The 7,271-nt window shown below is 70.2% G+C and carries 7 protein-coding genes; 5 read left to right on the top strand and 2 right to left on the bottom strand.

Features of this window, described 5'->3' with window-relative positions:
- The 4 genes from AC1D12_RS00910 to AC1D12_RS00895 all read left to right on the top strand — a co-directional run.
- Positions 1 to 610: CbtA family protein (locus AC1D12_RS00910; protein WP_477838431.1), on the top strand; the 610-nt coding region annotated here is incomplete at its 5' end.
- Positions 607 to 1,584: a precorrin-3B C(17)-methyltransferase gene (gene cobJ / locus AC1D12_RS00905; protein WP_465114924.1), complete on the top strand. Its 978-nt coding sequence runs from the start codon at positions 607 to 609 to the stop codon at positions 1,582 to 1,584. The genes AC1D12_RS00910 and cobJ, both read left to right, overlap by 4 nt.
- A 158-nt stretch (positions 1,585 to 1,742) precedes the next feature.
- Positions 1,743 to 3,791 (top strand): TonB-dependent receptor, encoded by a 2,049-nt coding sequence (locus AC1D12_RS00900; protein ID WP_477838429.1) that lies wholly within the window; start codon positions 1,743 to 1,745, stop codon positions 3,789 to 3,791.
- A gap of 24 nt (positions 3,792 to 3,815) precedes the next feature.
- Positions 3,816 to 4,157, top strand: coding sequence for a (2Fe-2S) ferredoxin domain-containing protein (locus AC1D12_RS00895; protein WP_477825999.1), 342 nt, complete (start codon positions 3,816 to 3,818; stop codon positions 4,155 to 4,157).
- Between the two features lies 1 nt (position 4,158).
- Here the strand turns inward: AC1D12_RS00895 and trpE are convergent, their stop codons facing one another.
- Positions 4,159 to 5,643 carry an anthranilate synthase component I gene (gene trpE, locus AC1D12_RS00890; protein ID WP_477838427.1) on the bottom strand — a complete coding sequence of 495 codons (1,485 nt, stop codon included), beginning with the start codon at positions 5,641 to 5,643 and terminating at the stop codon, positions 4,159 to 4,161.
- Between the two features lie 391 nt (positions 5,644 to 6,034).
- On the opposite strand from trpE, the gene AC1D12_RS00885 reads away from it, so the two are divergent.
- Positions 6,035 to 6,664 carry a chalcone isomerase family protein gene (locus AC1D12_RS00885; RefSeq protein ID WP_465114953.1) on the top strand — a complete coding sequence of 210 codons (630 nt, stop codon included), beginning with the start codon at positions 6,035 to 6,037 and terminating at the stop codon, positions 6,662 to 6,664.
- Here AC1D12_RS00885 and gph read toward each other — a convergent pair.
- Positions 6,661 to 7,269, bottom strand: a complete 609-nt coding sequence (gene gph / locus AC1D12_RS00880) for a phosphoglycolate phosphatase (RefSeq protein WP_477838437.1) — start codon at positions 7,267 to 7,269, stop codon at positions 6,661 to 6,663. The two genes, AC1D12_RS00885 and gph, sit on opposite strands and share 4 nt — an antisense overlap.
- Positions 7,270 to 7,271: the final 2 nt, after the last annotated feature.

Here is a 7,271-nt window from a genome sequence, read left to right as displayed (position 1 = left end):
CCACCATGACGTGGACTGGACACCCGCCGACGGCCTCGAGCGCAGCTTCTGGACCTGGGTCGCCAACCTGCTGAATGCGTTCGCGCTCGCGCTGCTGGTGTTCGCGGCGATGGGGGCGTGGGCCTGGAAGCGCGGGCTGTCGGCTGGGGCCTGGCGACTCGCCGCGGCCGTGGCCGCGACCGGCTGGCTGAGCCTGCACCTGTGGCCCTCGCTCGGCCTGCCGGCCGAGGTGCCGGGCATGGAGGCTGCCGACCTGCGCCTGCGGCAGCTGTGGTGGCTGCTGGCCGCCGGCAGCGCGCTGTCGGCCTGCGCGCTGGTCGCGTTCGGCCGCAAGCCCTGGCGCTGGGCCGCTGCCGCGGCCTGGCTCGCGCTGCCGTTCGTGATCGGCGCGCCGCAGCTGATCGGCGACCCGCTCGGCGCGTTCAGCGGCGAGGCCCACCAGCGCCTGCAGGTGCTGGGCCGCGATTTCGTGCTTGCGACGCATGTGTCGGCCTCGCTGTTCTGGCTCTCGATGGGCGTGGTCGCCGCGCCGGTGTTCAAGCGCTGGCTTGCGCCCGTGCTCGATCGCACCTCCAGCAACGCGACGCTGCCGACCGGGAGCCTGGCATGAGCGGCAAGATCACCTTGGTCGGCATCGGCCCCGGCGCCGTCGAGCACATGACGCAGCGCGCCCGCGAGGCGATCGCCGAGGCCGATGTCGTCGTCGGCTACGTCACCTACATCAAGCTGGTCGCCGACCTGCTCGAGGGCAAGGAGGTCGTGCGCAAGGGCATGACCGAGGAGCTCGACCGGGCCGTCAGCGCGCTCGAAGCAGCCCGCGCCGGCAAGAAGGTCGCGCTGATCTCGTCGGGCGATGCCGGCGTCTACGGCATGGCCGGGCCGACCTACGAGGTGCTGTTCCAGGCCGGCTGGACGCCGGCCGACGAGGTGCAGGTCGAGGTGGTGCCCGGCGCCTCGGCGATCAACGCCTGCGCGGCCCGCGTCGGCGCGCCGCTGACGCACGACTTCTGCTCGATCTCGCTGAGCGACCTGCTGACGCCGTGGCCGGTGATCGCGCGCCGGCTCGATGCCGCCGCGCAGGCCGACTTCGTCGTCGCGCTCTACAACCCGAAGAGCGGCCGCCGCACGCGGCAGATCGTCGAGGCGCAGCGGCTGTTCCTGCGCCACCGCCGGCCCGACACGCCGGTGGCCGTCGTCAAGAGCGCGTACCGGCGCCGCGAGCGCATCGAGTTCACGACGCTCGACACGATGGCCGACAGCGAGATCGGCATGCTCAGCACGGTGCTGATCGGCAACAGTCACACCTTCGTGCGCGACGGGCTGATGGTCACGCCGCGCGGCTACGCGAACAAGTACGACATCGAGCAAGGCGGCGAGACGCGCGACGGCGAACGCGCCGGCCGCTCGCTGAGCACCGGCTTGCTCGGCTGGCTCGAAACACTGCACGCGCAGCTCGCCGAGGGCCACACCCTCGCCGACCTGGCGCGGCTGCACGGGCTGCCGGCCGACTACCTCGCGGCGACGCTGGCCGAGCCGGTCGAGATCGCCGCCGGCAGCACGAGCAACGACGAGGGGGAGGGCTGAGACCCGCGCGGAGGCGAGCCGATGGCCCCCGCGCGGCAGCCACGACCAGGCGAACACCACGCGTGGCATCTGCGGGAATGCGGATGCAGCGCAGCGACGAGCTTTCAACGATGCCACAGCGCAAGCTGCCCCCCGCCCTGGCCGCCACGGCCCTGGCGATGAACTTGTTCACCCCTGCCCCGGCCGCGGCCGAGGACAGCCCTGCCGCCCTGGCCCCCGTGATCATCATCGGCCGCGGCCAGGACCTGATCGGCGTTGCCGATTCGGCCACCGAAGGCAAGGTCAGCGCCCAGCAGCTGACGAACCGGCCGCTGCTGCGCCCGGCCGAGGTGCTGGAGACGGTGCCCGGCATGACCGTCACGCAGCACAGCGGCGACGGCAAGGCCAACCAGTACTTCCTGCGCGGCTTCAACCTCGACCACGGCAGCGACTTCGCGAGCTTCGTCAATGGCATGCCGGTCAACATGGCGAGCCATGCGCACGGCCAGGGCTACATGGACCTCAACTTCCTGATCCCCGAGCTGATCGGCGCGATGCGCTACCGCAAGGGCGTCTACGCGGCCGAGGACGGCGATTTCGCGACCACCGGCTCGGCGCGCATCGACTACCAGCGCGCGCTGCCGGCGCCGATGGTCGACCTGAGCGTCGGCGCGCACGACTTCCGCCGCGTGCTCGCCGCGGGCAGCCGGCCACTCGGCCAGGACAAGGACAGCGGCCCGACCTTGCTGGCCGCCTTCGAGGCCGCGACCAACGACGGCCCGTGGCAGCAGCCGGAGCGGCTGCGCAAGGTCAACGGCGTGCTGCGCCTGTCCGAGGGCACGGCGCGCGACGGCCATGCACTGACCGCGATGGCGTACCACGCCGAATGGAACGCCACCGAGCACGTGCCCGAGCGCGCGATCAGCTCCGGCGAGATCGACCGCTTCGGCGAGCTGATGCCGGGCGACGGCGGGCGCACGCACCGCCACAGCCTGTCGGGCGACTGGGCCGGCAGCGACGGCAGCACGCGCACGCAGGTCAGCGCCTACGTGATCGACTACGGGCTGAACCTGTTCTCGAACCCGTCCGGCACCATCAACGGCCCGCAGGGCGACCAGCATGAGCAGGCCGACGAGCGCACCGTGTGGGGCGGCCAGGTGGCGCGCCACTGGGCGATCGCTCCGGCCGGCCGCGAGACCGAGCTGACGCTGGGCGCGCAGCTGCGCCACGACCGCATCGCCACGCTGGGCCTGTACGACACGGTGAACCGCGAACGGACCGGCACCGTGCGCGAGGACCGCGTGCGCGAGACGCTGCTGGGCCTCTACACCGAGGCGCGCACGCAATGGCAGCCGTGGCTGCGCAGCGACCTGGGCCTGCGCGTCGACACCGTGCGCGCGAACGTGACGCCGACCGGTGGCGCCGACAACTTCCAGAACGGCGGCAGCGCCCGCGCCCATCAATACAGCCCGAAGCTGGGGCTGGCCTTCGGCCCGTTCGGCGAGGCCCTGCGCACCGAGCTGTATGCGAACTGGGGCCGCGGCTTCCACAGCAACGACGTGCGCGGCGTGACCGCGGCCGTCGACCCGGTGCCGGCGCTGGTGCGTGCCACCGGCAGTGAAGTCGGACTGCGCGCGGTGCCGCTGTCGGGCTGGAACACCAGCCTGTCGCTGTGGCAGGTGAAGCTGGCCTCCGAGCTGGTGTTCGTCGGCGACGCGGGCGTGACCGAGCCGAAGGGGGCCTCGAAGCGCGTCGGCGTCGAGTGGTCGAACGACTGGCAGGTCAACCGCTGGCTGCTGGATGCCGACGTGGCCTGGTCGCGTGCGCGCTTCGAGCAGGAGGCGGAGCCGGGCAGCGGTACCCACGTGCCGAACGCGATCCCGCGCTCGGCCTCGTTCGCGCTGGCCGCCGACGACCACGGCGCGTGGTTCGGTGGATTGCGCTGGCGCTACATCGGCAGCTATGCGCTGGAGGAGACCGGCACGCAGCGTTCGTCGTCGCTGTGGACCGCGAACCTGAAGGCCGGCTGGCGCGCCGGCCCGTCGCTGCAGTTCACGCTCGACGTGCTGAACCTGTTCGATCGCGAAGCGAACGACATCGAGTACTGGGGTGCTGCCTGCTCGAAGGCCGACGGCCCGGCCTGCAACGGCGGCGCCGGCATCGACGGCCGGCTCGTGCACCCGATGGAGCCGCGCACGCTGCGCGTCTCGATGCGAGCCACCTTCTGACGACCCACCGAGGAGCGCAAGCCCATGACTGACGAAGTGATCAAGCCCAAGATCGGCGACTACCGCCGCCACCTGCTGATCTGCACCGGCCCGCGCTGCACCCAGCAGGGCGAATCGCAGGCCCTGTTCGACAGCCTGGGCGACAAGTTCAAGGCCGCAGGGCTGCACGAGGGCGAACTGCGCGTGAAGCGCAGCCGCGTCAGCTGCTTCGCCGCCTGCAAGGGCGGCCCGGTGATGTGCGTGCAGCCCGACGGCACCTGGTACTACAACGTGACGCCGGCCAACATGGACCGCATCATCGAGCAGCACCTGGTCGGCGGGCAGCCCGTCGAGGACCTGGTGTTCCACCAGGGCCCGACCGGCTGAGTCAGAAGCCTTCCTCGACCAGTTCGGCCGCGCGAATCAGCGCGCGCGCCTTGGCCTCGGTTTCCTTCCATTCGAGCTCGGGCACCGAATCGGCGACCACGCCGGCCGCGGCCTGCACGTACAGCGTGTTGTCCTTCACGATGCCGGTGCGGATCGCGATCGCCACGTCCATGTCGCCGGCAAAGCTCAGGTAGCCGCAGGCGCCGCCGTAGAKGCCSCGCTTGRYCGGCTCGAGCTSGTCGATSAKCTCCATCGCRYGSACCTTGGGCGCGCCGGTCAGCGTGCCSGCCGGGAAGGTCGCGCGCAGCACGTCGAGGCTGGTCATGCCGTCCTTCAGCAGGCCCTCGACGTTGCTGACGATGTGCATCACGTGCGAATAGCGCTCGACCGTGAAGGCCTCGGTCACCTTCACGGTGCCGGTCTTCGCGATGCGGCCGATGTCGTTGCGCGCSAGGTCGATCAGCATCACGTGYTCRGCGCGCTCCTTCGGGTCGGCGCTCAGCTCGGCCTCGAGCGCCTTGTCCTGCGCCGGCGTCGCGCCGCGCGGGCGGGTGCCGGCGAGCGGGCGGATCGTGACCTTCTCGCCCTCGGGCGTGGTCTCCTGGCGCACCAGGATCTCGGGCGAGGCGCCGACGATCTGGAAATCGCCCATGTCGTAGAAGTACATGTACGGCGACGGGTTCAGCGAGCGCAGCGCGCGGTACAGGCTGAGCGGCGATTCGGTGTAGCGCTTCTTCAGCCGCTGGCCGACCTGCACCTGCATCATGTCGCCGGCCGCGATGTATTCCTTGGCCTTCAGCACCGCGGCGAGGTAGTCCTCCTTCGCGAACTCGCGCTCCACCGCGTGCGAGGTGCCGCGCCGCACCGGCGGCGCGGTGACGCTGTACTTCAGCTTGTCGCCGAGTTCGGCCAGCCGCCGCTTCGCCTTGAAGAAGGCCTCCGGCTGGCCCGGGTCGGCATAGACGATCAGGTAGAGCCGGCCCGACAGGTTGTCGATGACGGCCAGCTCCTCGCATTGCAGCAGCAGGATGTCGGGCGTGTCGAGGCCGCCGGGCAGCTCGGTCTTCGCGAGCTTGTGCTCGATGAAGCGCACCGCGTCGTAGCCGAAGTAGCCGGCCAGGCCGCCGCAGAAGCGCGGCAGCCCGGGCCGCAGCGCGACCTTGAAGCGCTTCTGGTAGCTGGCGATGAAATCGAGCGGATTGCCTTCGTGCGTCTCGACGACCTGGCCGTCGGTGACGACCTCGGTGCGAAAGCCGGTGGCGCGCAGCTGCGTGCGCGCCGGCAGGCCGATGAACGAATAGCGGCCGAAGCGTTCGCCGCCGACCACCGATTCGAGCAGGAAGCTGTGCTTGCCGCTGCCGGTGCCGTAGGCGAGCTTCAGGTAGAGCGACAGCGGGGTCTCGAGATCGGCGAATGCTTCGGCGATCAGCGGGATGCGGTTGAAGCCCTGCGAGGCGAGGCTCTTGAATTCAAGTTCGGTGATCACGTTCGAGGGCCCTCCACGGCCCGGCGCGGCGCCCGGGGGCCGGCCTGGTGACTGCATTCTTCGGGTGGCACGCGGCGCGCGATGTGCGGCGGGCGCGGCGGCCTATGGAGCCGGAGGGCGGGGACTGCAAGAGCCCCGGGCCCGCGGCAAGCAAACGCGGATCAGGCCCGCCAGGGCCAGGCTCCCCGGTCGTTCGACCCCTTGGTTTGCTTGCGTGCGATGAACATCGAAAAAGTGTAGCAGGCTTGGCATTCCATCCCGGAGGGCGATGGTTCGTCCGTGAAATCATGAATGGACCCACCCTTGTCACTGTCAGACACTCCTGCGTTGCCCTGAGCGCCCCATACTGGGGTGTCGGGCTCACGATGACAACGAGATGGAGACTGCCGTGATTCGTCGAACCTTCCTGCTGGCCGTGACGGCCGCTGCCCTGTCGGCACCTCTGCTGGCGCAGGCCCAGGCCCAACCCCAGGCCATCGAACTGGCAGGCGTGCGCTACGAACCCACCGCGCAGGTGGGCAACACCAGGCTGGTGCTCAACGGCGCCGGCATCCGCTACAAGGCGATCTTCAAGGTCTACACCGCCGGCCTGTACCTGACGGCCAAGGCCACCACGCCCGAGGCGGTGCTCGCGACGCCGGGCCCGCGCCGCATGCACATCACGATGCTGCGCGACATCGACGCGAACGAGCTCGGCAAGCTGTTCACGCGCGGCATGGAGCAGAACACCACGCGCGACGACTTCATGAAGTCGATCGCCGGCACGCTGAAGCTGAGCGAAGTGTTCTCGGCGAAGAAGAAGCTGGTCGCCGGCGACTCGTTCTTCGTCGACTGGACCCCGGGCCAGGGCACGGTGATCGTCGTCAACGGCAAGCCGGCCAACGAGCCGATCAAGGAACCCGAGTTCTATTCGTCGCTGCTGAAGATCTGGCTCGGCCACTCGCCGGCCGACTCGGCGCTGAAGGACGCTCTGCTGGGCAAGCAGGCGACCGGCAACGGCGCCGGTGCAGGCAACAACTAGCCGATCACCAGCTGGTCAATCCGGTCGATGAACCCGTCGGCATCGACCTCGCGCACCGGCTGGCCGTGGTTGTAGCCATAGCTCACGAGGATCACCGGACAGCCGGCGGCGCGCGCCGCCTGCGCGTCGTTGGCCGAATCGCCGAGCATCAGCACGCGTGACGGCGCCACGCCGAGCGCCTTGCAGGTTTCCAGCAGCGGCAGCGGGTGCGGCTTCTTCTGCGCGAACGCATCGCCACCGAAGACATGCCTGAAGAAGCCTGACAGCTGCTTCTTCTCGAGCAGCGCCTGCGCGAAAGCCGTCGGCTTGTTCGTCAGGCACGCGAGCGGGATGCCGGCCTCGCGCAAACGCTGCAGGCCTTCCTGCACGCCGGGATACAGCCGGGCATGGTCGCCGTTGATGCGCGTGTAGTGCCGCTGGTAGCTGGCCCAGGCCTCGCCTTGGCGATCGTCCGCGCCACCGGTCTCGGCCAGCGTGCAACGGATCAGGTGCTCGGAGCCCTTGCCGACCGTGTGCTCGACGAAGCCGCGGCCGACCGGCGGCAGCGCCAGGTCGGCCAGCATCGCGTTCAGCGCAGCGACGAAGTCGTCGAGCGTGTCGACCATCG

The organism is Rhizobacter sp. P1_G5 (assembly GCF_056405435.1).
Note: the sequence above shows the minus strand (reverse complement) of the source record. Positions and strands in the feature narration are given on the sequence as shown.